Consider the following 25,841-nt stretch of genomic DNA (forward strand, 5'->3'; position numbering starts at 1 on the left):
TATCACGGTTTAAATGTGTAATAAATGGTTGAATTGATGATGAAAGAGTCCGCAATGGTTCTCCCGACTTCCTCACATGCCACTTTACGGAACTTTGTTGCATCAACGGGCTCATATAATAATTGATGAATGCCGTCCACTGACCGTATTGCGACAGTTGCGTCAGGGTTCGTCTGAAATATCCTTTCCAGGATTTCTTCTTTATTGGGGACCAGGCTGGCAATCCATACTAGATCAAACTCCGCATAATCATGAAGGGCGCCATCATTCAAAATATAATCTGAAGTCCCTTCGTTATCCAGTTCTTGGACGATGCGCCTGCCAAGTGAATGGGCTTGTTCATCTATATCGAGACAAGTCATTTTTGCATCCAACTCCCGTTGAAGCAGTAACGGGCTTAATGGCAAAGGACCCGTTCCTACAAATGCAAATGACTGAATATCTTTTTTCACTTTTTTCAATTCATTGACTTCCGTTTTGATCAGTTCTTTGTAGTTATCCCAATAAATGAACGAACGGAAGTCATCCAGGGAGTTCACCCTGCCAATAAATAACTTGGCATAATGATCCTCCATCAAGGTTTCAGCAATCGTCAGCTTATCAAGCATGGTACCCCGAATCGATCGGATTTCATCATGGTTGAGAATTTCTTCAGCCATTTGCGGGTCCACTGGTTTCGAAACCATCGAAACCAGTTCGGATAAAACACGATTGATTATTTCGTTATTTGGTGATAAATCATCTTCTTTGAGTAAGATTTTATATATATCCATATATGTATGAATGATTTTTTCCTGTTTTCTAGACCATTTGATCGTTGTCAAGGCGAACACTCCCATTAGGAAATAATTTTTTACTTAACTGTGGAATATACAATGCTAAAAATACGGAACGTCCTAAGCTGAATACAGTAAAGGCCAGCCATAATGCATGGTTTTGATATGCCGGCACAAAGATATACAGTGTGATCACAAAGGCGATCAAGGAATAAATCATCGAGTTACGAATCGGGGCAGCTTCTGTTGCCCCAGTAAAAACTCCGTAGAAAACGATGCCTACGCTGGCCGATAGAGGAAACAAAATAAGCCAGATCCCATAAACGTTTGCAAGCTCAATGACACTCGGTATCCGTGTGAAAAGCGAAAGGATGGACTCACTGAATAAATGGTAACTGGCAGCAATCATCAGGGAAGATATTCCCCCCCCCACTGCAACGACAGGCTCAGGGTCTTCTTATATAAGCGCTTATCTCCCGCACCAATCGCTTTTCCAACAAGTATGCTCGAAGCATTTGCGAACCCGTCAAAGCTATAGTGAATTTGGATGAGAACGGCATTCGCTGCCAATACCTCCGTTCCATACGAGGCTCCCTTTGCGGTGAAGATATTAAAAACGGTCAACAGGCAAAGCGTCCTGATGAATAAATCCCGATTCACCGACATCATTTTCTTAATGGATGACGGATCGAACATCTCTTTCAAAGGAGGCAATTCCATTTGATGTGGCGACGCCTTCAAAATAATGATTAGTCCAATGAAAAAGGCCGTCACTTCCGAAAGGAGTGTCGCTATGGCCACCCCCGGCACACCCCATTCGAATATATGGACAAATAACAAATCCAGGGCAATGTTCATGAGGTTCATGAACACCTGTAACACTAGCGAAACCTTGATCTTGGACATCCCCATCAGCCATCCCAATATGACGTAATTCATCAAAGTGAATGGGATTCCCCAAATTCTAATGCCGAAGTATTCAGCCGCATATCCGCGTACATCAGCATCCGGATTCATCAGTGTTAAGGAAACTGTTCAAATGGCCCCTGAAGAAGGATGAAACCCATCCCTACAACAATCGCCAGGATAAATGGCCTTAAAAAGGCTAACACACCTTGCTTTTCGTCGTCTGCCCCAAGTGCTTGTGCAGCAAATCCCGAAGTACTCACCCGCAAAAATCCAAACAGCCAATACAAGGTATTGAAAATGATGGAACCTATAGCAACGCCACCCAAATAAGCAGGGTTTGGTAACTGACCCACAACGGCGGTGTCCACCGCACCTATTAATGGCGTCGTTATCGTCGATATGGTCAGAGGAATGGCCAAGGCCAAATATGATCGATGGTTCACTTTACTTCCCCCTTAGTCCCCTTTAATCGAAATCGTTACGATTTAAAACCTATAAGTGGTATAACCACTTTATTCAAACATCGAAATCAGCTCTTTCGTGTATGAATGGCGATCGTTGCAAAAGAGATGTTCGTTTTCAAAAGAATCCACAATAACGCCCCCTTTCATCACCATGATCCGTTGGCTCATCTCCTGTACTGCCGACAGATCATGGGAAATGAAAAGGTAAGAAATGTCCAAAGTCTCCCTCAGCTCGCCTAACAATTTCAGCACCGCCGCTTGTGACAGCACGTCAAGGCTTGAAGTCGGTTCATCCAATATAATGAGGGCCGGTTCAATGCTGATTGCGCGCGCAATGGTCACACGCTGCTTTTGTCCGCCGCTTAGTTCATGCGGGTAACGTTCAGCTAAATCCTTTGGAAGCTCCACGGTTTCCAGCAGCTGTCCGATAAAGTTCCCTTCACTTGTATACGTAAAATGTTTCATATTGACCTGGCTGCCATATTGAAGATATGGATCCATTAGTGAATCTTTTATCCTTAGTTTTGGATTCAAAGCTGAAGCAGGATTTTGCAAAACGGCCTGGATATTCTTGCGGTATGGGTTTAAACTGCGTTCACTTTTATTTTGCAGCGCCGTTCCTTCAAATAGGATGCTTCCTCGGTCAATAGATTCTATCTGAAGGATAATTCTTGCCAATGTGCTTTTTCCGCACCCGCTCTCTCCCACTAATCCCAGGCATTCCTTCCTTTCGATGCTAAAATTCACGTTCCTCAGTATTTCTACTCCATTATCATAGGTTTTATGGACATTTCGTACGTCTAATAAACTCATCCCGACACTCCTTCAAGCTTAAATGGACTTCTTCTCAGTGTAGGCGATGATTGAATCAGTCTTTTCGTGTAAGTATGCTGTGGATGATTCAATACCTCATCCTTATCACCGGTTTCAATAATGGCTCCGTCTTTCATGACCGCAATGCGGTTCGCATATTTCCTGACATGACGTAAATCATGGGTGATGAACAAGATTGCACATCCGGTTTCTTTTTGGAGCCTTGATAACAGCTGCAAGACCTTAAAGGAAGATACACTGTCCAAGGCAGTGGTCGGTTCATCAGCTATCAATATATCCGGTTCAAGCAGCATGGCTATTGAAATGGATACACGTTGAAGCTGCCCACCGCTTAATTGAAAAGGGTATCTACTGTAGATACCTTCATTCAGGCCCACCGATATGAGCGCCTTGACCGCTTGCTTGCGCCTTGCCTTTTTGGAAAGGTTCAAATGTGTCCGCTGATATTCCTCGAAATGTTGACCGATGGTATGGAACGGTGTGAATGAACCCTGGTAATCTTGAAAAATATAAGCCAGGCGCTTTCCGCGAAAATGCCGGATTTCAGAAGTGGATAGCGTTAAAAGATTCTTTTCCCCATACCATATTTCCCCCTTCGCTTGGAGATTCGGTGCAAGCAGCTGGCCGATTGCCATGGCCGTCATGCTTTTGCCGCTCCCACTTTGTCCGACAAGTGCGAACCACTCACCTTCATGCACATCCAATGAAAGATCCTTGACGATATGATTTTGCTTTCCCATGATATTTAGATGCCTCACGGATAAAATGCTCATGATTCCACCCCCTTTTTCACATCGAATGCATCGCGCAAATAATCACCGAGTATGTTGGATAAAAGGACGACAAATACGATGGCTAGCCCCGGGTAAATCATCAGTAACAGATTGAATTGAAAATATGGACGGGCATCGTTCAGCATGGCCCCCCACTCCGGTGCCGGCGGCTGCGCCCCGAGCCCAATATATGATAAGGAAGATATGAGCAAAATGATTTTCCCTAAATCGAGACTTGAAAGGACGAGCACGTTGCCGATGAGATGAGGAAATAGATGCTTCCGCATGATCCTGAATGAACTTAATCCATTGATTTTAGCGGCTGTGACATAATCCTTCTGGCGTTCAGTGATCACCGTACTTCGTACAAGCCGGGCATAATTCACCCATTTCACTAGAACGATCGCCAAAAGAAGATTTTCGATACCTGGCCCTAATAGGCCACTCAGCACAATGGCAACAATCGTATCAGGGAATGCGAGAAACGCGTCTCCAATGCGCATGAAGATCCGATCGATCAGTCCTCCTTTAAATCCGGCAATCACCCCGAATGGGACGCCAATGATAACAGCCGCTAACAAGGATAAGAGCCCGTAGCCAACCGTCAGCTGTGCACCTAGCAGAAGGCGTGTCAATACATCACGCCCTAAATGATCCGTTCCTAATGGATGTTCCATACTTGACGGCCATAGCCTTTCTCCCAGATTGACCAATGTCGGATCATGTTTCAGGATAAGAAAGGTGTAAGCCGCAACGGTTAGGACCAAAACCATCACCGTAAATAGGAGGGTCATCCTCCACCGTCTTTTGGATTGTTTTTTGAACACTAACTCCATTTTCCATGCTTCCTCCCCTTCAGTCTTAGCTCCGGATTTAAATATCGATAAGATAAATCAACGGCACTATTAACCATGAATACAATGATGGCCATGATCAACAGGTACCCTTGGATGACTGGGTAATCCCGCGACCGAATCGAGTCCACGACCATCTTACCTATGCCTGGATAGGCAAAAATCACTTCGATCACCACTACACCGCCGATCAGGCTGCCAAGGCTGACACCGAATACGGTAATGACCGGGGGCAAACTATAACGAAATGCATGGACAAAGAATATCCGGATTTCTGAAATCCCCCTTGACCTGGCAGCCCTGATGAAATCTTGACTGAGGGAATCAATCAAACTCGACCGCAGCAACCGGACGTACACACTAGTGATGGCCAGCCCCAACGTGACTGACGGAAGAATCAAAGAACGGAATCCGTCCCTGCCCATTGTTGGAAGCGCCCCCCATCGCACCGCAAATAAATCTATCAATAGCAGTCCCAGCCAAAAGCTAGGAATAGCTGCCCCCAACAAAGAAACGGTACGGCTAAATTGATCAATCCAGCTTCCTCTGTACAATGCGGCAAACGACCCTAAAGGAATGGCTATACCGAGCATGACAAGCAATGCCCCAACCGTCAGCTCAAGTGTAGCAGGCAGTCCACCCATGATCATTTCCATAACGGGCTGATTCGTAAGATAGGAATTCCCGAAATCCAATTGGATAAAGTCCGCAAACCAATCGCCATATTGCACGAACAGCGGATCATTGAACCCCAATTCTTCACGAAGCTCATTGACTTGCTCGTTTGTGATCGAAACATCATCCACTTGAAGTATCGAAAGAACCGGGTCCCCCGGAGCAAGCCGAACAAAAAGGAAAGAGATAAATGTAATCACAAGGACAAAAATCACGACCTCAATAAATCGCCGGAACAAGATGCGGAACATCACTTCACATCCAGTTCATTCGTCAGCATGTAGTATTCGCTTCTCGAAGTGATCCAGTTTTCAACTTTATCGGTGTCATAGGCAACAAGTGTATTCGGGTGTAAAATGAACGAATTATACACTTGTTCATCCACATACATCGCAATATCTTCAGCTAAATCCGAGCGCTTCTCCTGTCCGACCGTTACATTCAGCTTGTCAATAAGGGACGTCAGGTGATCATCATCGGCCCCGCTGAAATTCAAAGCTCCCTTTGGATGATAAGTTGCATTTAAATAATAACCGGCATCCCCGCGCGGAGCCGTTAAATTGCTGTAGGTCGTTAAATCCCAATCGCGATTGGAAGCCATATACTCTTCCGGGATTTCTATTTGCTTGATTTTCACATCAATCCCCAACTGGCCGGCATCCGATTGAAAAACTTGGGCAATTAACGGCAGGTCGGCACGAGAACTGTATGTAAGAAGTGTAAACGTTAACGGTTTGCCGTCTTTTTGCATGACACCATTCACTTTCTTATATCCCGCCTGATCAAGAAACCCCTTAGCCGCTTCCATTCCATTCTCTTTTTTCGGATAGTCCGGAGCAAACGAGAAAGTGGATGGAAAAGGCCCTGTTGCCACTTCTGCATGACCATGTAAAATCGTATCCGCAATCGAAGAGCGGTCGATCAAGGCATCTATCGCCTTTCGGACGTGTATGTTCTGCAGGGGTTTACGCTCCAAATTCATCGTCATTTGATGGACACGGAAAGTCGATGTGGATTCCACCTTCACCCCATCTATCGCTTCTAAATTTTCCAGGCTTTCCACTTCCGGACGGAAAACAATATCGGCGTCTCCCGATTCCAGGGCAAGAGATCGTGCATTGGCATCTTCATTAAATGAAAACCTGGCTTTCTCAAGCTTAGCGGCTCCATCCCAGTAAGACTCATACCGGATTAGATCAACAGCCGTACCTGGTATGAACTTCGAAACGGCAAATGGCCCTGTTCCTATCGGCCTGTTTATGTAGTCACGTTCCGTTACATCAATAATCGATGTATTTGGATGGACCAATTCAGATGGAAACTCCGGAAAGGGAACCTTTGTCTTAATGGTCAACTCATTTCCATTCGCTTCAATCGATTCAATGCGCAAGGCATTCTTGATCGCTAAACTATCTTTCATCGCCCGCTCCAAGGATGCCTTCACCGCTTTGCCATCCATAGGCTTTCCATTCTGAAAAGTCACACCCTCCCTCAACTCGAAATTCCATAATTGACCATCCTTGCTATCCCAGCTTTTCGCCAGCCAAGGTTCGATAGTCAAATCCTCATCATTGAGATGCACCAATGTCTCAGTGATCCCAGCCCTTAGTGACACATAACTGGTATCAACATTCGGATCAAGCGAGCTAGTTGCGAAATTAAAAAGTAAATTCACTTCCTTCTTCCCACTCCCTTGCTCTTTCGCAGACTCGGTCGAGCAAGCAGCCAAGAGCAAGAATGAGAGAAATAGTACAAAAATCGATTTATATTTTTTGAACATGATATATTCCTCCATTACTTCATATTTATTTATGCTGTAAAATCGTATTGATTACGATTTACACCTTAGTCATGACGAACCAATCTAATGTTACCTCAATCAGAAATCATCCTATGTACACGCACCGTACTCGGAGTACACGCACACGTACGAGTAAATGTGCCAAACTCACGAGTATTTGCTCTAAACTCACGAGTAAATGTGCCAAACTCACGAGTATTTGCTTCAAACTTACGAGTAAATGCTCTAAACTCACGAGTAACAGCTCTATATCTCGTGCAATGGACGCAAAATCTTGTGTAAAATCAACCAACTTAACTAAAACACCCATTCACGAGTATATCAGCCAAATTCACGAGTATTTGCTCTAAATTCACGAGTAAATGTGCCAAACTCACGAGTATTTGCTTCAAACTTACGAGTATTTGCTCTAAACTCACGAGTAACAGCTCTATATCTCGTGCAATAGACGCAAAATCTTGTGTAAAATCAACCAACTTAACTAAAACACCCATTCACGAGTAAATCAGCCAAATTTACGAGTAAATGCTCTAAACTCACGAGTAACAGCTCTATATCTCGTGCAATGGACGCAAAATCTTGTGTAAAATCAACCAACTTAACTAAAACACCCATTCACGAGTAAATCAGCCAAATTCACGAGTATTTGCTCTAAATTCACGAGTAAATGTGCCAAACTCACGAGTATTTGCTTCAAACTCACGAGTATTTGCTTCAAACTCACGAGTATTTGCTTCAAACTCACGAGTATTTGCTAAAAACTCACGAGTAAATGCTCTAAACTCGAGATTAAACACCAAACTCTCGAGTAACAGCTCTCTAAATCTTGTTAATAGCCCAGATTCTTGAGCAATTGCACGAATCGCTTGTAATACGGCACATATCCTCTTATGTAAAATCTAAATCTTAAACTCAAGCAAGTGCTATATCCTCCAACATTAAAAAGCTCCTTCCATCAAATAAATCAAAATCGTTACGATTTATACTTTGTAAAAATTATAAAGTGACTCTTGTCTTGACTGTCTTTCATTATAAAACGTAATGATTACTATTAACAAGGTTTTTTTTCGTTTTTGTTAAACGGCTTGCACTTCTTCCTTTGAGCTTCAAAATTTTGCTGCCATATCGGCAAAGAGGTACCTTCTTTAATTGGCTTTTGATTAAGAAAAAACTCCTGAAAAATAAATTTCAGGAGTTCTTCGGATCTTGTATATTTTTATTTTTTCAATTCGTTGTAATGATTGATAACTATTTTGGTTATTTCGCTATTTTCGTCCAATCCGCTAACCTCATTAAGTGCGTTAGCTACACCATTTTCTTTGATCATCGTTTGCAGTTTAAGCGCTTCTTCATCTTCATTAAAATCAAAGAGTAAAGCGGCTGCTATCGCCTTCGCCAGATTAGTATAGGAAAGACCGGCTTTCTTAGCTTCTACGGCAGGACGGACGAGTCGGTCGTTTGGCCCGAGCTTACGAAGCGGTGAACGGCCCACTCTATTCACTGAGTCATTTAGGTAGGAATTTTTAAATCGATTAATGATTTTTTCGATATACTGCTTATGCTCATCTGCGTCCAACCCGTATTGCTTTATTAAATATTCTCCCGTTTCCCCTAAGGTTTTCTTGACTTGCTCTACAATGCCTTCGTCTTCCAAAGACTGGTCAATCGTCGATTTGTTATTTTTGAGATAACCTAGATAAGCAATGACGGCATGTCCTGTATTAACGGTAAACAGTTTTCTCTCAATGAACGGAGCTAGTTCTTTTACAATGGTCATCCCCTCGACGGCAGGAATGCTTTCATTCGTTTCAACGACCCATTCATAATAAGGTTCCACCAATACATCTAGTGATCCCTCGTTATTTTGTAAAGGAACGATCCGGTCGACAGCTGAATTAAAGAAGAATACTTTTCCAGCTAGGTTTTCCTTCGTTTCTTGATCCATGTTTTCGAGAATGTACCCTTCTAAAAGGTCTGTTGCCGATATTTGGTTTTCACAAGCGATCACATATAGTTTTTCATCGGTTTCCTTCACTCTTGAAGCTAACCCTTTTGCAATTAAAGGAGCGATATGAGGCAAAATATTCGGACCGATTGCAGTGGTAAGGTAGGTTGCCTCTGATATTGCCTTAATGATTTCCTCTTCCTGCTTTAAGCTGTTTAAACCTGAAACATTTTTTACAGTGACCGATTCTTGTTGATCAGTTGCCAATTTGACTTGATATTGTTTTTTATCATTTAACTGATCGATGATTTGTTCAGCTATATCTACAAATGTCACATGATATCCAGATTGTGAAAAGAGTGCTCCGATAAATCCTCTTCCAATGTTCCCTGCTCCAAAATGTACTGCTTGTTTCATTACAATCATCCCTTTATCAAGTTAGTATATAAATAGTCCAAAAATATGGCTTCCAGTCTTCTGCTGATCATTTCTTCGTCCGAAGATGAAAAAATCATGATGGATTCATTACTTTCAATTAAGCTTGAACTTATTAAGCTGACGATTTCCTGCTGCTTCACACTCAATTCTTCAGGCGCCAGCATCAGCAGCAAATTTTTCATATGGACTTCATTTCCATCCATACCTTTTACCAGACAATAATCCTCCAAGTGGGCGACCTGGAATATCAGCTCTTTCACATTCTTATGTCTGGTATGGAATAGGCCCATTCCAGTGCCTGGAATGCCTAATCCGCCTTTTTTTTCCCGCTCGTTCAGTGATCGGATCACATCATCCGCACCAATTAGCAATTCTTCCTTTTCAGCCAGCCTGACCATTTCTTCGATGATCCGCGGATGTCCTTTCATGTGTGGAAACCGATAAAACCGTAAGTTATCCGTGATCGACTCGATGCTCTGCTGGACATCTTTCAATTCCTGCAGCACTTCTTTCAATTCGCCATCCTCTTTTTTCGGCTGGGAATCCTTATGGCCAGTATGACTGCCATAACGCTTATTCTTCGTGAAGTTTTCAATATTCTTCCTTAAATAATTCCTGATGTTCAATAATCGATATATGGAAGCCGAACGGTAGAAATGATCACATCATAGTTATTCAGGCTGCCCTGCTGCTGGATATCCTTGATCGTCTTGATTTCTACAGTCTGGATTTCCATGATTTCTTTTTTGATCCGGCTTGCAAGCATCTTCGACGTGCCTATACCTGTCGGACAAACGATGAGTGCCCTTATTGATATTTCTTCCTCCCGCAATACTAAGGCAGATCCGAAATGAAGGACGATGAAGGCTATTTCATCTTCAGGAAATTCTTTGATTTCTTTGAATCCCTTTTCCAGACTGGTCTTCACTGCTAAAAAGAGAACCGGATACTTTCGTTTAATATCTTCCGTTAAGGGATTATACAATCCCATTTCCTGCTTGATCCGGAAGAGCGATGGTTCCATATGGGCAAGGAGCCCTTGGTACAATGGGAAATCCTTGGTCAAATCGATTTGCAGTTGAGCAGAAACATCTTTTATCAAGTTCCTTATCAGCTGGCCCAGCACCACACTGTCATAGGGAACGGCATCCGCCGCATGAAGCTTGGAACCTTTAAGGATGGCCGCAAGGTAGCTAATATCATCGATGGTAAAAGAGACTTCCAGCATGGCACTGAGTTCCTTGCCTATTTTATTCATGAGATTATTTTCATCCGAGAGTTCGCTTATTTTCTTGAAGTCCTTCTCCAAAAGAAATTGGCCTTCATTCCTTTGCAGGGTTACATAAATATGTACAATCAACCCTATATACCCGCTATCCGCCAACCGCGAATGGACACTGTTAAAAGTCGAGTTCAGCACCCCATCAATAGCCAGAAGATATTCGGGATCGAAATAGTCGAGGATTTTCGCTTCTGGAAATTTTCCTTCTTGCAACAAAAATAAACTTTCAATCAGCTCTTCATTAAAGAAGTGCAAGAAATAGGCGGCCTGGGCTTTCCGTTTATTTTCTTCAGTTCCGGCAAGCTCAATTCCGACTCCCCTTTTTCTGGTGACCACGATATTAAAATTTCTTAACCACTCGGTCAGTTCGTCTAAATAGGTGGTAAGAGTGGTTATGCTTATACCGAGATCCCCCGCAAGTGCTTGAGTTTTATATGATTCCTCCTGCAGTAAAGCTAAAAGGAGATGCAACTTTCGTTCTTGTGGCGTTTGATCGATCGGATGATTACCCATCAAGTGCTGTACTAGCCGAAAGACTTGTTGATTCTTTCCATCGATGGACAGCCCTTCATGCGTATTGCGTGTTAAATGCAATTCAAAAGATTGCAGGATTTTTTCTATGGACTTCAGATCACGTTGAACCGTCCGTACACTAACATTCAGTTGTGTCGCAATGGATATGGCTGAATGTTTCCCTGAAGTTTTTATGATCAATTCTATGATTGATTTTTCCCTTGAAGTAATATACATGCTACCAACTCATTTCAGGTGGAGTAACACGAGAAAATACTGAATAGAAAAGCGTAAAACGCTTTTCTATTCATGGTTTAGAGTATTTAATTATTTCCGACGTTTATGATATCCATCAATTCCCTGGCTGATGTGGCTTTAACCATCTTTTCAATATTCTCCATTTCAGAGCAGGTAACTGCTATGCCAGATAGAATTTCAAGATGTGTTCCATCCTTACCGGCAATGCCGAATATCAATCGTGCCTTTTGGCCGTCAAAGTCGACACCATCAGGAATCTGTAAAACGGTAAATCCGGATTTAAGGACATCTTTCTTCGCTTCCTCGGTTCCGTGCGGGATGGCTACATCATTGCCCATATAGGTTGAAGTCAATTCATCGCGGGCAATCATTGCCTCAATATAGCTTTCCTTCACGTAACCTGCATTGAACAAAGCCCTTCCCGCAAAGCGGATCGCTTCTTCTTTATTGGCAAATTGTTGATTAAGGAAAACATTTTCTTCGCGAAGCAATTCATTATCATCCTGTTCATCTTCGTTGATGCCAGGCTCGATTGAATGCTCACGAACACCGGGAACTTTCTCTTCGGCATCTTCGACGATTTCATGAAGCTCATCGGTACCGTCATCCTGAAGCCGTGCAAGCAATGCATCATATTCAGGGCTCGATAAGAAATTATCGACGGATACATGATAAGCATTCGGAACTTTATTCTGTGCCCTTGGAGTTAACTCTTCCTGTGTAATGACTATTTGTGCATCAGCAGGAATGTTTGAGATCGCCGTATTTGTAACCGCGATATTCAATCCGGCTTCCTTCACCTTCTTGCGAAGCAGCGAAGCCCCCATCGCACTTGATCCCATCCCAGCATCGCAGGCAAATATTATTTTGCTGACGTTTTTTGGCATCGTTCCCGGATCTGAAGCGAATACATCGGCTACAGAGCTTTTCTTGCCTTTCATTTCTTGCATTTTTTTCGCGGCATCTTCAATATTCTCTTCGGATTGCTTTCCTGTTTTCAAGATGAATGCACCGACGATGAATGAAACAAGGGCCGCTACGATCACGCCTGCAAAGTTAGCAATATATGCGCCCGCATTATGCGGAGTTACTGCTGTAATGGCAAGTATGCTGCCTGGAGAAGCTGGAGCGAACAATCCTCCGCCTAGTAGGACCAAAGTGAAAACTCCACTCATGCCTCCAAGAATGACGGCTAAAAATAACATCGGTTTCATTAGGATATAAGGGAAATAAATTTCATGGATCCCGCCGAAGAAATGAATGATGGCTGCTCCTGGCGCCGATTTCTTTGCCGTTCCCTTTCCAAAAAAGCAATAGGCAAGGAGTACGCCGATACCTGGTCCAGGATTCGATTCCAGTAGGAACAGGATTGAAGCCCCTGTTTGTTTAACTTGCTCTACACCGATTGGTGATAGTACACCATGATTAATGGCATTGTTCAAGAACAATACCTTGGCAGGCTCGATCAAGATGCTTGTCAACGGCAGTAAACCTGTACCGACAAGCCAATCGACTCCTGCTACAAGCCAGCCTGTAAATACATCCACAGCAGGCCCGATGGCCAGGAAGGATAGAATCGACAATAAGCCGCCAAGTATCCCCGCCGAGAAATTATTAACAAGCATTTCGAAGCCGGCTTTTATTTTCCCTTCAATGAGTTGATCGAATTTCTTGATGGCATAACCGCCGAACGGTCCCATTATCATTGCGCCAAGGAACATCGGGATGTCAGATCCAACGATGACACCCATTGTCGCAATGGCACCAACTACTCCACCTCTATGGTCATGGATTAGCTTACCGCCCGTATAACCAATTAAAAGCGGCAGTAAAAACGTGACCATTGGTGTAACCATTTTGGCAAGGCTTTCATTTGGCAGGAAACCCGATGGAATGAATAGGGCAGTGATTAACCCCCATGCTATGAAAGCTGATATATTCGGCATGACCATTGAACTTAGAAAGTTACCGAACTTCTGAACGGCAACCTTTATATTAAAATGAGCCATTTTGCTCTCTTCCCTTCATATTAATATAGTTTCCATTAATCTTAAGGTACGTAACTTCCGCGTTCAATAAAAGAAAAAGCTAACTTTGTCGCGGAAGGGAAGACAAACATAATGTATCTCAATTTTCCAGAATTATTCAGCGCTTGATGCAGATAGAAAAGAGTCCCGTTCGCATCTTTACGAACGGGACTCTTTTAAAATATTTCTTATAGTGGGATGATTCCCAATAGGACAGCTACCACTATCATGACAAGCGTCGATCCGCATGCCCATTTCAGGAAAGTGCGCTGCAATGCACCGAAATCTTCCCCTACCATTCCAACCAATAGATAAGTAGATGGAACAAGCGGGCTTAATAGATGGACAGGCAACCCTAAAAGAGAAGCTCTTCCAATCAAGGCAGGGTCAATTCCATAAGCGGCTCCCGCTTTAGCAAGTAATGGGAGTACACCATAATAAAAAGCGTCATTAGACATGAAGAACGTGAAAGGTGCTGAGATGACGGCTGTGATGACGGCAAAATGTGCACCCATTTGGTCTGGAATATGCTGAATCAAAGAGTTTGCCATGGCATCGACCATTTCCGTACCGGCAAGGATTCCAGTGAAGACACCTGCTGCAAAAATCATCGAAATTACAGATAATGCATTGTCCGCATAGTTTGCCACACGTTCTTTCTGATCACTGAGTTTCGGATAGTTAACCGTAATGGCAATCGCAAAACCTATCATGAACAGGACCGCTGAAGGCATAAGTTCCATGATCAGCGCAACCAATAGTGTAAGAGTCAATGCGTAATTGAATATTATCAATTTAGGACGTTTAAGATAAGCATCTTCCGTTGCAGCAGCTTGCTGTGCCATAACATGATAATCGACTTCGATGATCCCAATTCTCTTTCTTTCTTTTTTACCCAGGCAATATGCCATGAAAAGAACGAATAGGACTCCGCCAATCATCGCTGGAATGACAGGGGTGAAAACATCGGACATTTCAAGTTTTAAAGCGGTCATCACCCGTGCTGTAGGGCCTCCCCAAGGAAGAAGGTTCATGACTCCAGATGACGATACGGCAATACCGGCCAATACTAACGGTCTCATTCCAATCCGTTTATATAGCGGAAGCATGGCTGAAATCGTTATCATATATGTTGTCGTACCATCTCCATCCAAGGAAATCAGCAAAGCTAGGATTGCCGTACCGATGGCAATTTTCACTGGATCTCCTTTTACAACCTTAAGGATTGTATTGATGATCGGGTCAAAAACGCCAGCATCGATCAAAATGCCAAAGAAAAGAATCGCAAATAAAATCATGATTCCCGTTGGCGCGACGTCTTTGATTCCTTCCAACGCCATCTCACCCATTTTACCGCCAAACCCACCAATAAGTGCAAAGGCACTTGGTACTGCAATCAAAGCTATCATGGCTGAAAGTCGCCCTGTCATAATTAAAATCATAAAAACTACTATCATCAAGTATCCCAATAAAGCGAGCATATCTATCACTCCTAATCTTCTAATAAGTTAAATTGTATATGAAATCGCTTTATCTGTAAGCGTTTTCAATTTATTGTGTTTTAAAAATATTTTGTTAATTGTGTTCATTGTGTTCACGGAAGCACTTTTCCAGAGTGAACCGGACGCCATTTCCCGGGTTGAATGGCGGGTTCTTTAAGGAAAAGATATGATTATTAAACAAACAGTGACTAAATCTTTATGCAAGGCAGAGGCATCGTATTTATTCTTCAAATGATAAATTTGCCGGTCCATCCAATAGGTCACAGCCGTAATCTATATTCGTCGTTGGTGTATCTATATTGACTTCCTCGAAATCCAGTTCATCGATCCATACTTGGCCACGCCCTGAAAGAAGGACCCCGAATGAAATGATGGCACTGTTTTCGGGTACATCCAAGACAATATAATAATGGTTCCATTCCGTATCGTTAACGATGGGCCTATTTCCCATATTGTCGAATTGCAAAACATCATGAAGGGCATTATCCACCCTCATCCATAAACCACAAAATCCATCAACATCTTTTGATTTTAAAAAACCCGACAGTTTCATTCTTTTACCAAGGTAATTTTCCGCCTTGAATTGTTGCATCATCGTTGCAAATTCCTCCTTGGATTCCGCAGTGACGGATTTCAGGAAACCTGATGCCCGGCCTTTATGGAATGTCTCCCGGTCAATTCCCATTTTATAATTGAATGGATGACTCCCACTTAAATTCCATCCTTTTAATAATTGTTCGTTTTTCATCGTCATTTCCTCCTTTTGCAAGGTTAATTTACTTACGAGTTTCCGATATTGCCCTGGCGGCAGTTCATAATATTTCTTAAATGAACGAGTAAAGGATTCTTGTGTTTCAAAGCGGTAATATAAAGCAATGTCAATTATTTTTTCATCCGTATAAAGCAGCATGTTTGCGGCATTGGCGATCCTTCGATATCGAATATATTCTGATACGGTCACGCCAACCTCCTTGTGAAAAATACGATGATAATGAAACTTCGAAAAACCTGCGAATCGTGCGATGTTCTCCAAGGACAATTCGTCATGTAATATTCTCTATATATTCAATCGTTTTTTGAATGATGGGACTGTATCTCATTTCCGAACCTCCTTAAGAATAAGATAACAGATTAAAACATCGTTTTTTTGACATATATTGCTTTTTTTGAAATCTTTCAAACCATGCATGCATAAAAAAACACCTCCATAATGAAGGTGTTTCAATTCATACAATCTCTATTGAATTTTATAATATCTTCGCTCGGGTCTTCCCACTACCCCATATACGACTTCCGCTTTACATTTCTTTACGGATATCAAGTATTCCAGATAGCGTCTCGCGGTTGTCCTGGAAGCGCCGATCTGTCCGCTCACTTGCTCAGCCGACAAACCGATATCGCTTGCTTCGAGTACCTCGATCACTTTCGCCAAAGTGATTTCGTCGACGCCTTTCGGTAAGGCGGTCCCATCGTTCGTTTCCGAAACGGCAGATCCCTTTTTCAAAATGAGATCAACAAAATCCTGATCTATTTCTTGTTTGGATTTCATAAGATGCGCTTTCTTAAGATACTCTTCGATAACTTGGTTGAAGCGCTTCATTTCCACTGGTTTGATTAAATAATTCTCTACACCGTAGTGAAGCGCCTTTTCAAGTAGTTCTTTATCCGTTGCAGCGGTAATCATGATGATATCCACATTCGGGAATTTTTGCCGAATATCCGGAAGGAGGTCTGTACCAAGCTGATCTGGCATATATACATCAAGCAAAAGCAGATCAGGGCTTTTTTGTTCCAAAATCCGAAGCGTCTTTTTGGCATTGACAGCTTTTCCGACCACTTCTATTTCATCAAAGTTTTTCAAGAATTTTTCATGGATATCCGCTACACGAAAATCATCTTCTGCGATGACTGCTCTTATCTTCAGCATTCTTTCCCTCCTCTCTGTTCTTTAGGAAGATACACGGTGAATATGGTGTTTCCATCCTCACTTTGAACTTCGATGATGCCGCCCAGCTCTTTTACGACACGATCAGCATTCGAAAGTCCATAACCACTCGGACTTCCGCTGTTTTTCGAAGTGAAACCCCGATCGAAAATATGGGCGATTGCATCCTCAGGTATTCCTTTTCCGTTATCACTCACTTCAAATACCATATCATTTCCGATATCGGTGGCGAAAAATCTCACAAGGGGCTCCTCCATGCCTGAAACCGCTTCAAGTGCATTATCGATAATGTTGCCTAGAATCAATGTCAGCTGCGACAATTTTATATGATCCGGAAGTTTCTCTAGGTAACTTTGTGCGTCAATTTCAAAGAATATCTTCTTTTCCGATGCTTTCCCTATCTTACCAAGTAACAGGGCTTGTACCTTTGTATCCTTTATCTGTTCGAACACGACACGGTTAAGGGAATGCAATTCGGACGTTTCGCTTTGGATCATATCTATCGCTTCATCATATTCCCCTAATTGTATCAATCCGGATAAGACATATAGTTTATTGGTAAATTCATGGGTTTGTGCCCTTAAATCCTCTGAGTGCATCTTCACTTCCGATAATGTGTTGACCATTTCCTCAATTTCCGTTCGATCACGGAACGAAGCCACAACACCGCTTACGCCTTCACTATCGAAGATTGGCGTACAATTAACAATTACGGATTTATCTTTCCATGAAATCTCCTTATCTATTTGCGGTTTACCGGACTTCAACACTTCGAATAAATATTTCGAAGGAAATAGGCCATCAACGTTCAAATGGCGAACGGACTCTTTTATATCGAGCAATTTTTTCGCCGGCTGATTCATCGAGGTAATCAACCCATTTTGGTCAATGGCCAATATCCCTTCTTTCACCGATTGAAGCACTGCATTTTTTTCTTTATATAAATTGGCGATTTCAAAAGGTTCCAGCCCCAATGTATCTTTACGTATGCTCCTTGCCAGCATATAACTGCCAATGATCGATATCATGATGGCCACTAAAGAAACAATCATCTCTCTGGACAAATCCTTGAAAATTTGGGCGCGGACATCGTCCACTAAAAAACCGACCGAGACGATTCCAATAATTTTTCCATCCTCATTGAAAACCGGTGACTTTCCCCGAATGGAAAGACCCAGTGATCCAGCGGCTTCGGAAACATAATATTCACCATCCCGAATGGCCCTGCTATTATCTCCTCCTTCCATCCGCTTCCCAATTTCGGAAGCCAGAGGATGGGAATAGCGAATGCCCTCTTTATTCCCTACAACGATGAACTCAGCCCCTGTTTCCACGCGGATCTTTTCGACAATTGGCTGGATTGTGGCAGCAGGATCTTCCTTTTCAAATGCCCCTGTAACAGTAGGCATGAAGCTAATCGTCTTTGAGAGTTCCAAAGCCAATTGACCCTTATCCTTCGCTATTTGCCTTCCTTCCATATAGGAAAATGTAGTCGTCAATAAAAGGATCAAAAACAGGCTCAACGATAGGACCAACCCGAGAATCTTGGTTTCCAGCGATACTTTCCTCATATTCAACAGCATCCTCTATTTTCATTTTCATTCACTAAATTTTATAGGAGCATAATGATTTTACCATTTCTATTAAATATTGAACATTGTTGGCCGTTTATTTCGCCACAATCAAAAACGAAAGAGCACCTGCCTCCAAAACAAGGGATAGTTTAACAAAAAAGGGAGGGGAAAATGAATTTCTTTAATCCATTTCAAATAGTCTATATGACCCTCTACTATCTGATATCGTTTCACCTGAGGTGCTGATCGGATTAGTTCTCAGTCTCCTATTAGACAAAACAATCATGGTGCGAAGTTCAAGGAGCAAATGATTTGCACCTTGTATTTCCTTTCCCTAGAGGGGTTGTTGACCGCTTTAGTTCGAAAAAAACATAAAATGCTCAAAGGAGATCGTATGACCGACATCTCCTTTGAGCATTTTTCAAAAACAACTAAATGAATTGATTTGTCTTGTATCGATACCAAAAATTGTCCAGAACCTGCCATTCCATCTAAAGCCGGCAACAGAACGCGGACCGACGAAAATCGGGTAATACCAGAATCTCGCACCATTGTTAAGCCAGATAAAAGTATTCCTGAACAGACAAAACGAAATGGCCCCTGGATCTACAGCAAATGTTGAAGCCGATTGTTGTTGAGGGATAAACGCTGGTGGTGGGGCTGTTGGTGCTTGCGAATACGTCGGTGGTCCAGATTGACCTGGAAATTGAGGAGCACCTGGAAAGCCCGGTAGACCAGGAAACTGTCGATCACGAAAAACTTGATCTTCATAATGATACGTTGGGTACATATACATGGTCATTCACCTCTATATGATTGAATGTAATAATGTATGTTATATGACTTAAGGTGTTTGGGCTGCTGACAAATTGAAGGGGAATTGCAATTTATCTTCGAAAATAGAGAATATCGACGAAATCTACAGTTTTATCACCGAAAATAGAGAATATCGACGAAACTTACAGTTACCTTTTGAATCCGTTCCAAAGAATAATTCAAGTCAATATAACAATCTCCATAAATAGAAGGTCGCATATGATTCCCAACCGGTCCACGCTTCCGATAGTTTCAGGATTTCCGCTTTCGTTGGTTTTGCTTCCGTTTCCATGACCAGCTTCATGGAATTATGCAGCCCGACGTCATCGATTGGAAAAGCTGCTGGAAAACGTAGACACCTCATCAGTACATAATTGGCTGTCCACGGACCTATTCCGCGTATTTTGGTCAGCATTTTTTCGGCAACTTTTACATCCTTTGCATTCAACAGCTTTTCTTTTGTAAGTTCACCGCGTACCATTAATTGTGCCACGTCAATTAAATATTCGCATTTCTTTACGGTCATTCTCATTTCCACAAAATCTTCTACCGTTAAATTCGCAATCACATCAGGCGTCGGGAACAGCCAAAATCGTTTCCCTTCATATTCAACGGATGTCCCGAATTTCTCTACCAATCTCCGTTTCAAGGTATAGGCATAAGTCAAATTGATCTGCTGTCCAAGTATTCCCCAGACAATGGCTTCAAATAAATCCGGAATGCCCATATTTCTTAAACCGAAGAATTGGTTTACCGGCTTTTGCAGTAAAGGGTCATTTTGGGCAAGCTCATAAAAAGGAAGCAGATTCGTTTCAAGATCGAACCAATGACGAATATATTGGGAAACAGTATCTTTTACATGTTTTTTCACCGGTGCAGTTCGCCCTGGAAATCGAACGGTCAGCTCCGTTTCGTTCATTGAACTGATTTCGACTAAAAGTGTCTCGTTATCGACAACAAGAGCACGATAAATCTTTTGATCAACAATTTCGAACATGCATTCATTGGAGGATCTTGATAAGTATTTAAGATTTTCCGAAAAACTAAACTCTTTTGGTGCACGAATTCTCAATTCAGTCATGCCTTCATCATTTGATAATGTCTCTTTCATTCTGCTCCTCCTTTAGCTTTATTCTAATGAAAAAATGAGTACGTTATCTTGCTCTTTCTTTCAAGCTTAGTGATGTTCCGGAAATTTCATCCAACCCCCTTATTTTAACAGAATGGCTCTAAAATGATTAATTACGTTATCTTGCTTTTATATTATCAAAATGTTTGTATATGAACCCTTTCTTGTATACTAAAAAGAGAGGTGAGTGTGATGAATCCGAAAAAGGCAGATATCCCGAATGATTATTGGAAAGCCATTATGGATTGTGATGCCGCATATGATGATCAATTTTTATACGGAGTAAAAACGACCGGCATCTTTTGCAGGCCTTCCTGTAAATCCAGGGTGCCGAATAAGGAAAACGTGAAGATTTTCAAAAATGCCATGATGGCTTTAGAGGATGATTTCCGGCCTTGTAAACGTTGTAAACCCGAAGGACTGAACTTGCCGACAGAAGAATGGGTTGAACAAATAGCCGAATGGATCGACACCCATTACAGCGAACCCCTAACATTGAATAGATTGGCGGATATTTCCCACGGCAGCCCCTATCATTTGCAAAGATCATTTAAGCGTGTGAAGGGGATATCGCCCACAGAATACATTCAACGGCTTCGCCTTGAAAAAGCAACGAGGCTCCTAGAAAACTCCGAACAGCCGATAAATGAAATAGGCTTGGCTGTCGGTTTCTCAAGCACACCCTATTTCATAACGCTATTCAAAAGGAGAATGGGGAATACACCTTCAGGATATCGGAAAGCTTATCACCAAAACTAAAGCCAAGGAGCGTGAACCAGATGAAGAATGTTAAACAACAAACCATTGACTGGGCCATATTACATTATGATACGTGGCAATTATATATCGCAAAGACGGAAAAAGGACTGTGCTATGTAGGCTCTCCGGGTCAATCGCATGAAGAACTGAAGTCTTGGATACAAAAACGCTTTCCAATGGCGAGCCTTGTTGAAAATGAAAAAGCACTAACACCCTATCTAAAAGAACTCCAAGAATATTTCGAAGGGAGCAGGCAGACTTTCTCTCTTCCCGTAGATGTAACAGGTACTCCCTTTCAACAAGAAATTTGGGCAGCATTGAATCAAATACCTTATGGAAAAACCTGTTCCTATTCCGATATTGCCCAAATCATCCAAAGACCTGCAGCTGTTCGGGCGGTCGGAACGGCCATTAGTGCCAATCCTGTTCTGATCACGGTGCCATGTCATCGGGTAATCGGAAAAAACGGGGCCATTACCGGTTACCGGGGAGGTACGGAGATGAAACAATATCTACTTCAATTGGAAGCACAACATCGTGAGGATGAATGAGGGGTGAGTTCAATCTGACCGAAAAAAAAGCATCCGGTCATGCGGATGCTTGCAAACTGCTTTTGACGTTCCCCAAGTTTTTCTAGTACCAAATGGTCACCGCTTTTTTATATGCATCACTATTAGGGATCGCATGTATCCCTTGCGCCTGTGCTTTCCGCGGGTCATAATCATATACCATTGGTGTATAGCACGAGGTCTGCCCTTTATTCACAACACCATTTCCCCCGGAACTGGCGCATGTATAGGCTTTACCATCAGTACTTCGGACGATCCTGGCATCCGCTTCATGGTTGTATACGGCGGGGCGTGTTACGGTCACTTTTGCCCAGGCGGTTTTACAGACAGTGCTGAATTTCAATTCTACGTACGAATTGGAATCGATCCATTTTTTATCCTTCGTTACCGCCGTACTTGCACAACTATTATAGTTAGGGCTTTTACCATCATAGGTGTGTGTTTCTGCCAGTGCCTGATCATTTCCAAATCCAAAATCAACAATGAACATCGACAGTGTCATCACTATCGATAAACCTATCATTTTAAGCTTTTTATTCAAATCATTCATCCTTTCGTTGCATAAAAGTAGATGAAGGCTTTTCCTTTTTCATTAATACCAGCCGGTTTCACCTGCTGTATATGGCCAAAACGCGACCGCTTTTGCTTTCCGCGGATCTAAATCATATACCATTGGTGTATAGCACGTCGTTTGACCTTTATTTATTTCACCATTTCCTCCAGGAGATGCACAGCTAAATTGTTTATTATCAGTATTTCGAACAACCAATGCCGTTGCCTCCCCATCTGTTTTAGCCGGTCTGCTTAGAGTGATCTTTGCCCAAGCCGTTTTGCAAGTTGTGCTGAATTTCAACTACAAATTGGCAGAACCTCCGTTGGCATAAATTTTCACGGACTTCTTCGTGACTGCGCTATTCGCACAACTATTGTAGTAAGGACTTTTTCCATCATAGGTGTGTGTTTCTGCTGATGCTTTGCTGGTAAATGAATCAAGGGAGCCAAAAAGGACTAAAAAAGCTACAAGAAATGAAATGCATAGAACCATTTTTTTCATTGTTTTCACTCATCCCCTTAACAAAATTTATACACTGTTCATCTTACAATTTTGTAATATTCTTACAAGTGATAAATTCCCTAGATTATGAAAAACTACAGAAACCTCCTTTAACTTGCATCACACTAGCACCCTTACAGTCTGGTATGTCACGCTTTATCATTTAAATAACCGTATGGACAAAGTCATTATCCCTATGAGAAATTCAGGGAAATGAGAAAAGAACTAAGGACATATGCGTATCACGTTGGGACAATACGAGCCAATAGGCTACCGTTGACCGGGAATGGTCACAGGTCGATATGCTTAATGTTTTTAACGGGATTCGATTTAGAAAAGAGAAAAACCCCAACAAAACAAGAATCGTTTCGTTGGGGCAATATTTTATCATTTAGCGGCGCCAGCACCTGGCTCCATCGATAAGTTTTGCCTAATCAATCTGATGATGCTTTCATAATAGGAAATCTCATGCGGCACGAACTCATCCCGCCCGACAAATCGATCGATCATCATCCTGCGGCCTTCTTGATTCATTTCAAATCCCTTAATGTTCACTCTTTCCTTCGCATCGGTCCAAAGCCCTTCAAAGTCATTCAGTACAACCTTCACCATCCCGGAAACCTCTTCTGGCTGCAAGGTGAAATCATCGAAGCTATGTGTACTTTCATATAGAAAGACGTTAGCCAGTTCTTTATCGATGAAATCTTCCTTCGTTTGATGGTATTCGATAATCCCTAACGGAACCAATTCGTTAAAGGAAATTTCAATGCCTATTTCTTCTTTTATTTCCCTTACTCCGTCATATACCGTTTCATGAGCCAGTAAATGACCGGCAGCCGTAATATCCAATAGATTCGGATAATCTTTTTTCAGCGCACAGCGATGTTGAAGATATAGGTAATCCACCCCGGCTTCCCTACTAACGAACCAACACTGGAAAACCTCATGCCAATGTCCCATTCTATGTACTTCCTCACGCGTAGCCACGCCGATTTGAATGCGATTGGAATCGAATATTTTCAACATCTCAGTTTCCATGGAGCTTCACTCCTAGCCCTTTTTTATAAAAAACTGCTTAACTGGCTGCGTTTCTTCACCCTTTTTCTTTTCTCCAATTTTTCGGGTTTAAATAACCTTTATATTTAGCAGCCACTTCTTTCCCAACCAAAAGTGCACCTGCCCAGAACATGACTTCCGCAAAGACGATCGCACCTGTTATGACCCCCGCTTTAACAGCAGTCGAAAAAGGCGTAAAAGGTGCTATTACAGGAATGATCCAAGTGAGAAGGGAAATGATCAGGCAACCCATCCCTACTTTGTAAAACCTCGATTTCGTTACTTCCTTACTTTTTTTATCCAATTAAATAACCTCCGTCATGATGATATTCATTTGATTATTCTGCAAAACTTTCGACTTTCTAATCTACCATCTTGAATATATTCTTTTTTTATACGTTTGAATGTTGATTTCGTTTCATAAATATGAGAAATAAAGAAATCCAGTTGAGGAAAGTTTGGGAAAACCGAAGCAGTTATTTAATAAGGTATCCGGTTATAATAACGGTGAGTGGAGAAACTCATTGTATTCATTAGGATTGACTTTACTATTCTTAATGGATTAAATAATCTTATACATACTATTCTTTATAACACTTGCATGCCGGGAAAGGAAAATCCAATGTATATTGAATTCATTGCCACAACCATAGAAGATGCACTTTTAATCGAAAAATCGGGAGCAGACCGAATCGAGCTTGTCAGTGCTTTAGCCGAGGGGGGATTAACTCCAAGCCACGCCCTGATAGAAGCTGTCGTCAGCTCAGTAAAGATACCAGTCAACGTGATGGTAAGGCCTCATAGCCAGTCATTTTGTTATACTGAAAATGATTTGGGAATTATGAAAAAAGATATCCAAATCATTCGATCACTGGGAGCGAACGGGGTCGTATTGGGTGCATTAAATGAAAAAAATGAAATCAATCGACCATACCTCGAAGAGCTATTGACGGAATGTGAAGGTTTGGAGATTACGTTCCACCGAGCCATCGATGATACGTACGACCCAGTCCGTTCAGCTGAAATGCTAGCTCAATATCCAGAAATCACAACGATTTTGACCTCTGGTGGACACGGGGATTTCCCCAGCCGCATGAAAACCATTCAACAAATGAAAAGAGCCTGCGGCGACATAGCGATATTGGTGGGAAGCGGCTTAAACAAGGATAATATCCTTTCCATCGATTCCGAACTGCATACCGGTTACTATCATTTCGGTACGGCTGTTCGAAAAAATAACAGTATCATTGAAGGCGTTCAATTAGAAAAAGCTAGTGAAATCGTAAACATGCTGAAGAAATAATGTCGGAAAGGGACCGCTACTTTGGTCCCTTTTATGATGCAGATCTCTTTTTCTGTAAAAAGACTGAGTCCCAAAACCAAAAAATCAGGGCCGCGGATAGACTCATTGCATAGTAAACCTTTGTAGTTAAAACTTCCATGCTGAAGTCAAAGTTTAACACCGAACTATAAATGAATACAGCCACCAAAGAGAAAAAAACATAAAGGTATAAATAAACTAAATTGAATTTATTAGGATACTTATTGAAAAGGACCTGTACCGGAACAGCAAAAAATAAATAAGGGATAACCACATAAAAAGAAAACACGATAATGCCAGGCAGCCCCCAATTAGAACCCTCGCTAAAAATAACCAACACCGTAGAAAGCGATAGACAGGAAGAGACTAGACTAAAAAAATAATAAGGAATCACATCGCTAAGCTCCGATACCTTTACACTCAATTTCCAAGTTTCCATTTAAACCAGCACCTCGCTATAATGCAGACGGACCGCACAGCCTTCAATAATATAATGGGAATTTTTACATAATCATTATACTATATAACGCGGAGATGTTTTAATTTGGAGCGAAACAACGTGCCATT

General features: G+C 42.0%; 26 protein-coding genes and 3 pseudogenes. 3 read left to right on the plus strand and 26 right to left on the minus strand.

The features are described 5' to 3' along the window. Window positions 1–2: 2 nt before the first annotated feature. The 21 genes and pseudogenes from ACDZ29_RS03790 to ACDZ29_RS03890 all read right to left on the minus strand — a co-directional run bounded on the left by ACDZ29_RS03790 (window position 3) and on the right by ACDZ29_RS03890 (window position 20,497). On the minus strand, window positions 3–824 hold the full coding sequence (locus ACDZ29_RS03790; RefSeq protein WP_375089941.1) for a nicotianamine synthase family protein: 822 nt from the start codon (window positions 822–824) through the stop codon (window positions 3–5). Next, window positions 802–2,128 (minus strand): annotated as a pseudogene (locus ACDZ29_RS03795) (MATE family efflux transporter). The gene ACDZ29_RS03790 and the pseudogene ACDZ29_RS03795 overlap by 23 nt, the downstream one beginning before the upstream one ends. 69 nt (window positions 2,129–2,197) lie before the next feature. Next, a complete protein-coding gene (locus tag ACDZ29_RS03800; RefSeq protein WP_375089943.1) occupies window positions 2,198–2,962 on the minus strand; it encodes an ABC transporter ATP-binding protein in 765 nt (254 codons plus the stop codon). Continuing rightward, on the minus strand, window positions 2,959–3,756 hold the full coding sequence (locus tag ACDZ29_RS03805) for an ABC transporter ATP-binding protein (protein ID WP_375089945.1): 798 nt from the start codon (window positions 3,754–3,756) through the stop codon (window positions 2,959–2,961). Before ACDZ29_RS03805 ends, ACDZ29_RS03800 begins: the two co-directional genes overlap by 4 nt. Then, on the minus strand, window positions 3,753–4,550 hold the full coding sequence (gene nikC, locus ACDZ29_RS03810; RefSeq protein WP_375091094.1) for a nickel transporter permease: 798 nt from the start codon (window positions 4,548–4,550) through the stop codon (window positions 3,753–3,755). Before nikC ends, ACDZ29_RS03805 begins: the two co-directional genes overlap by 4 nt. A gap of 32 nt (window positions 4,551–4,582) precedes the next feature. Further along, on the minus strand, window positions 4,583–5,536 hold the full coding sequence (nikB, locus tag ACDZ29_RS03815) for a nickel ABC transporter permease (RefSeq protein ID WP_375089946.1): 954 nt from the start codon (window positions 5,534–5,536) through the stop codon (window positions 4,583–4,585). Further along, window positions 5,536–7,065, minus strand: a complete 1,530-nt coding sequence (gene nikA / locus ACDZ29_RS03820) for a nickel ABC transporter substrate-binding protein (RefSeq protein WP_375089948.1) — start codon at window positions 7,063–7,065, stop codon at window positions 5,536–5,538. The genes nikB and nikA overlap by 1 nt, the downstream gene beginning before the upstream one ends. A 106-nt stretch (window positions 7,066–7,171) precedes the next feature. Continuing rightward, window positions 7,172–7,396: a hypothetical protein gene (locus tag ACDZ29_RS03825; RefSeq protein WP_375089950.1), complete on the minus strand. Its 225-nt coding sequence runs from the start codon at window positions 7,394–7,396 to the stop codon at window positions 7,172–7,174. Beyond that, complete coding sequence (locus tag ACDZ29_RS03830) at window positions 7,380–7,562, minus strand: hypothetical protein (RefSeq protein ID WP_375089951.1); 183 nt, start codon at window positions 7,560–7,562, stop codon at window positions 7,380–7,382. The genes ACDZ29_RS03825 and ACDZ29_RS03830 overlap by 17 nt, the downstream gene beginning before the upstream one ends. A gap of 1 nt (window position 7,563) precedes the next feature. Further along, entirely contained in the window at window positions 7,564–7,701 is a 138-nt protein-coding gene (locus tag ACDZ29_RS03835) for a hypothetical protein (protein ID WP_375089953.1), read from the minus strand. Then, window positions 7,685–7,831 (minus strand): hypothetical protein, encoded by a 147-nt coding sequence (locus ACDZ29_RS03840; RefSeq protein ID WP_375089954.1) that lies wholly within the window; start codon window positions 7,829–7,831, stop codon window positions 7,685–7,687. Before ACDZ29_RS03840 ends, ACDZ29_RS03835 begins: the two co-directional genes overlap by 17 nt. A gap of 471 nt (window positions 7,832–8,302) precedes the next feature. After that, entirely contained in the window at window positions 8,303–9,448 is a 1,146-nt protein-coding gene (locus ACDZ29_RS03845; RefSeq protein ID WP_370016161.1) for a mannitol-1-phosphate 5-dehydrogenase, read from the minus strand. Between the two features lie 5 nt (window positions 9,449–9,453). Next, window positions 9,454–10,095: a PTS sugar transporter subunit IIA gene (locus ACDZ29_RS03850; RefSeq protein ID WP_375089955.1), complete on the minus strand. Its 642-nt coding sequence runs from the start codon at window positions 10,093–10,095 to the stop codon at window positions 9,454–9,456. After that, window positions 10,092–11,501, minus strand: coding sequence for a BglG family transcription antiterminator (locus ACDZ29_RS03855; RefSeq protein WP_375089957.1), 1,410 nt, complete (start codon window positions 11,499–11,501; stop codon window positions 10,092–10,094). Before ACDZ29_RS03855 ends, ACDZ29_RS03850 begins: the two co-directional genes overlap by 4 nt. 86 nt (window positions 11,502–11,587) lie before the next feature. Continuing rightward, window positions 11,588–13,531, minus strand: coding sequence for a PTS mannitol transporter subunit IICBA (locus tag ACDZ29_RS03860; protein WP_375089959.1), 1,944 nt, complete (start codon window positions 13,529–13,531; stop codon window positions 11,588–11,590). A gap of 206 nt (window positions 13,532–13,737) precedes the next feature. Next, window positions 13,738–15,030 (minus strand): CitMHS family transporter, encoded by a 1,293-nt coding sequence (locus tag ACDZ29_RS03865; protein ID WP_289326166.1) that lies wholly within the window; start codon window positions 15,028–15,030, stop codon window positions 13,738–13,740. Window positions 15,031–15,271: 241 nt separating this feature from the next. Beyond that, window positions 15,272–16,151 (minus strand): annotated as a pseudogene (locus tag ACDZ29_RS03870) (helix-turn-helix transcriptional regulator). Window positions 16,152–16,288: 137 nt separating this feature from the next. Then, a complete protein-coding gene (locus ACDZ29_RS03875; RefSeq protein ID WP_289326167.1) occupies window positions 16,289–16,978 on the minus strand; it encodes a response regulator in 690 nt (229 codons plus the stop codon). After that, window positions 16,972–18,567: an ATP-binding protein gene (locus tag ACDZ29_RS03880; protein WP_375089960.1), complete on the minus strand. Its 1,596-nt coding sequence runs from the start codon at window positions 18,565–18,567 to the stop codon at window positions 16,972–16,974. Before ACDZ29_RS03880 ends, ACDZ29_RS03875 begins: the two co-directional genes overlap by 7 nt. A 424-nt stretch (window positions 18,568–18,991) precedes the next feature. After that, entirely contained in the window at window positions 18,992–19,366 is a 375-nt protein-coding gene (locus tag ACDZ29_RS03885) for a collagen-like protein (protein WP_375089961.1), read from the minus strand. A 204-nt stretch (window positions 19,367–19,570) separates the two neighbouring features. Next, window positions 19,571–20,497 (minus strand): DNA-3-methyladenine glycosylase family protein, encoded by a 927-nt coding sequence (locus ACDZ29_RS03890; RefSeq protein ID WP_375089963.1) that lies wholly within the window; start codon window positions 20,495–20,497, stop codon window positions 19,571–19,573. A 210-nt stretch (window positions 20,498–20,707) separates the two neighbouring features. On the opposite strand from ACDZ29_RS03890, the gene ACDZ29_RS03895 reads away from it, so the two are divergent. Both ACDZ29_RS03895 and ACDZ29_RS03900 read left to right on the plus strand, forming a co-directional pair. Continuing rightward, window positions 20,708–21,274 (plus strand): bifunctional transcriptional activator/DNA repair enzyme AdaA, encoded by a 567-nt coding sequence (locus tag ACDZ29_RS03895; RefSeq protein ID WP_289326170.1) that lies wholly within the window; start codon window positions 20,708–20,710, stop codon window positions 21,272–21,274. Between the two features lie 20 nt (window positions 21,275–21,294). Beyond that, window positions 21,295–21,825, plus strand: coding sequence for a methylated-DNA--[protein]-cysteine S-methyltransferase (locus tag ACDZ29_RS03900; RefSeq protein WP_375089964.1), 531 nt, complete (start codon window positions 21,295–21,297; stop codon window positions 21,823–21,825). An 82-nt stretch (window positions 21,826–21,907) separates the two neighbouring features. Here the strand turns inward: ACDZ29_RS03900 and ACDZ29_RS03905 are convergent, their stop codons facing one another. From ACDZ29_RS03905 to ACDZ29_RS03920, 4 genes and pseudogenes are all read right to left on the minus strand, one after another. Next, on the minus strand, window positions 21,908–22,393 hold the full coding sequence (locus ACDZ29_RS03905; RefSeq protein ID WP_370016170.1) for a DUF2690 domain-containing protein: 486 nt from the start codon (window positions 22,391–22,393) through the stop codon (window positions 21,908–21,910). A 42-nt stretch (window positions 22,394–22,435) separates the two neighbouring features. Beyond that, window positions 22,436–22,897: pseudogene (locus ACDZ29_RS03910) on the minus strand (DUF2690 domain-containing protein). A gap of 387 nt (window positions 22,898–23,284) precedes the next feature. Next, window positions 23,285–23,935 carry an NUDIX domain-containing protein gene (locus ACDZ29_RS03915; RefSeq protein ID WP_375089966.1) on the minus strand — a complete coding sequence of 217 codons (651 nt, stop codon included), beginning with the start codon at window positions 23,933–23,935 and terminating at the stop codon, window positions 23,285–23,287. A 55-nt stretch (window positions 23,936–23,990) separates the two neighbouring features. Beyond that, window positions 23,991–24,257: a transporter suffix domain-containing protein gene (locus ACDZ29_RS03920; protein ID WP_370016172.1), complete on the minus strand. Its 267-nt coding sequence runs from the start codon at window positions 24,255–24,257 to the stop codon at window positions 23,991–23,993. Between the two features lie 318 nt (window positions 24,258–24,575). Here ACDZ29_RS03920 and ACDZ29_RS03925 point away from each other — a divergent pair, with 318 nt between their 5' ends. Further along, on the plus strand, window positions 24,576–25,256 hold the full coding sequence (locus tag ACDZ29_RS03925) for a copper homeostasis protein CutC (protein WP_289326174.1): 681 nt from the start codon (window positions 24,576–24,578) through the stop codon (window positions 25,254–25,256). Window positions 25,257–25,287: 31 nt separating this feature from the next. On the opposite strand, the gene ACDZ29_RS03930 is transcribed toward ACDZ29_RS03925, so the two are convergent. Next, on the minus strand, window positions 25,288–25,713 hold the full coding sequence (locus ACDZ29_RS03930) for a UPF0715 family protein (protein ID WP_375089968.1): 426 nt from the start codon (window positions 25,711–25,713) through the stop codon (window positions 25,288–25,290). Between the last annotated feature and the right edge of the window lie 128 nt (window positions 25,714–25,841).

This window comes from Peribacillus sp. RS7, assembly GCF_041956845.1.
Lineage (GTDB): Bacteria > Bacillota > Bacilli > Bacillales > DSM-1321 > Peribacillus.